The sequence below is a fragment of the Actinoplanes sp. ATCC 53533 genome, assembly GCF_003947245.1.
In genome coordinates, this window is the sequence record NZ_QHHV01000439.1 from 1 (window position 1) to 2165 (window position 2165).

Consider the following 2165-nt stretch of genomic DNA (forward strand, 5'->3'; position numbering starts at 1 on the left):
GGAACGCCGCGGCGGCCTTCCGGGCGGCGTTCTGCGAGGAGGCGAAGACGAGGTGGCCGTGCCAGCTCCCGGTGATGGACACCGTCGAGTGCACCTCCGACACCTGCTTCACGTCGCCGTGTGGCACTAGCGGGCTGATCCCCTCGGGATCGAGATACGAGACCCACACCTGTTCCGCCATCTCGGCGAGGTCTCCCTCAGTCACCACAGGTTCGCTCATGAGTTCGCTCCGGTCGGGACGAGGCCCAGCAGGGCCAGCTTTTCGATCATTGCGCCCTCGGTGAAGGGCTTGATCACGTATTCGTGGGCGCCCGCGGCCAGCGCCCGGACGATCTGGCTCTGCTCGCTCTCGGTCGTGACCATGACCAGCGTCATCTCGCGCAGCCGGGGCTCGGCGCGCACCTTGGTCACGAACTCGAGCCCGTTCATGTTGGGCATGTTCCAGTCGATGAGGGCCAGCTCCGGCACCTCCGGCATCGTGGCCAGCAGGTCGAGGGCTTCCTGACCGTCACCGGCCTCGACCGCTTCGAAGTTCAGCTTGGCGACGATGCGCTTGAGAATCATCCGCATCGCCCGGGAATCGTCGATCACCATGGCACGCACCGCAGCTCATCCCTTCCTCGTGGGGCCGGCGGGCACCGCGCTCCGCACTTTGTAGGCAGAGGTCCGGCCGGCCGCCACCCGTTCGTAGTTGTCGTCGATGCCGATCGTCGTTTCGGCAGCGCCGAGGAACAGCCAGCCGTCCGGCCGCAACAGCCGGGCGACGTTGCGCAGCACCGCCTTCTTCGTCGCGACGTCGAAGTAGATGAGCACGTTGCGAAGGAAGATCACATCGAACGGCGGCATCGACGGCAGGGGCGCGGTGAGGTTCATCAACTTGAACGACACGTTGCGCCGCAGCGCCGGCGTGATCCGCCAGTGTGCGCCGGCCCGCTCGAAGTACTGGACCAGTTGGGTCGCGGGCAGTCCCCGGTTGACCTCGACCTGGCTGTACTCGGCCGCCTCGGCCCGCTTGATCATCTCGGTGGAGATGTCACTGCCCATGATCTCGTACGCCCACCCGGACGGCAGGTTCTCCTGCAAGGTGATCGCGAGGCTGTACGCCTCCTGACCACTGGAGCTGGCCGCCGACCAGAGCCGCAGATTGCGGTTGGTCCCCCGGCTACGCACCAGTTCGGGCAGCACCACGTCGACCAGCGCGGAGAACGGCTCCCGGTCCCGAAACCACGAGGTCTCGTTGGTGGTCAGCGCATCGATGATCCGGCGCTGATCGGCCGGGTTGGGCCGGCGCTGCAGATTCGCCAGGAACTCACCGACACTGGCCGCGCCCACCTGCCGCGCCACCGGGATCAGCCGGGCCTCGACCAGATACTCCTTGCCCGGAGCGAGGACGATCGCGGCCTCTCGGCGAACCAGCGCCGAGACGAACGTAAAATCCGCCGCCGAAAGGGTCATCGGGTCACCGCCGTCGGACGGGACACGCGGCCGGTCTGGACCCGCTGCATCAGCGCGGCCGCGATCCGGTCCAGCGGCAGGATCTCGTCGGCCAGCCCCGCGCCGACTACGGCGCCGGGCATGCCCCAGACCACGGAACTGGCCTCGTCCTGCGCCAGGATTTCGGCACCTGCCTCACGCAGCACCTTCGCACCACCCCGTCCGTCGTATCCCATGCCGGTCAGCACCGTGGCGAACGCCGAGGCTCCGAAGAGCGCGGCCACCGAACGGAACATCACATCGACCGCCGGACGGCACGAGTTCTCCGGCGGCGCGCCGCTGAGCTGGGTCAGCGTCGCGGTACTCCGGCGCTGCAGCACGAGGTGCTTGTCGCCGGGAGCGATGTAGACGGTGCCGGGAGCCAACTCCATGCCGTCGCCGGCCTCGACCACGTGCAGCGACGTGCTGCGGTCCAGGCGCTCGGCGAACATCCGGGTGAAGACCGGCGGCATGTGCTGGGTCACCACGACCGGCACCGGGAGGTCTGCGGGCAGCGCCTGCAGCACTTTGGTCAGCGCGTCCGGGCCACCGGTCGAGGATCCGATCGCCAGGATGTCGACGCGGCCGGGTGGACCCGCACGCCGTGCCGGGCGTGCCGGTCCGGCGGCCGCGGGACCGGTGGGACGCAGCGGCGCCAGGCCGGGACGGCCGGGCACCGGTCCGCCCGGCCG

Annotated in this window: 3 protein-coding genes and 1 pseudogene; all 4 read right to left on the bottom strand. The window is 69.1% G+C overall.

The features are described from left to right. Positions 1–220: pseudogene (locus DMB66_RS58810) on the bottom strand (chemotaxis protein CheX); the annotation flags it as partial. Next, positions 217–594, bottom strand: a complete 378-nt coding sequence (locus DMB66_RS58815; RefSeq protein ID WP_233625603.1) for a response regulator — start codon at positions 592–594, stop codon at positions 217–219. The pseudogene DMB66_RS58810 and the gene DMB66_RS58815, both read right to left, overlap by 4 nt. A 15-nt stretch (positions 595–609) precedes the next feature. Further along, positions 610–1455, bottom strand: coding sequence for a protein-glutamate O-methyltransferase CheR (locus tag DMB66_RS58820; protein WP_125812589.1), 846 nt, complete (start codon positions 1453–1455; stop codon positions 610–612). Further along, positions 1452–2165 (bottom strand): CheB methylesterase domain-containing protein (locus tag DMB66_RS58825; protein ID WP_148112940.1); only part of this gene is annotated, 714 nt, incomplete at its 5' end. The genes DMB66_RS58820 and DMB66_RS58825, both read right to left, overlap by 4 nt.

Excerpts from the sequence above, each read along its gene's own strand:
- DMB66_RS58815 (WP_233625603.1), bottom strand. The coding sequence starts at position 594 with ATGGTGATCGACGATTCCCGGGCGATGCGGATGATTCTCAAGCGCATC.
- DMB66_RS58820 (WP_125812589.1), bottom strand. The coding sequence starts at position 1,455 with ATGACCCTTTCGGCGGCGGATTTTACGTTCGTCTCGGCGCTGGTTCGC.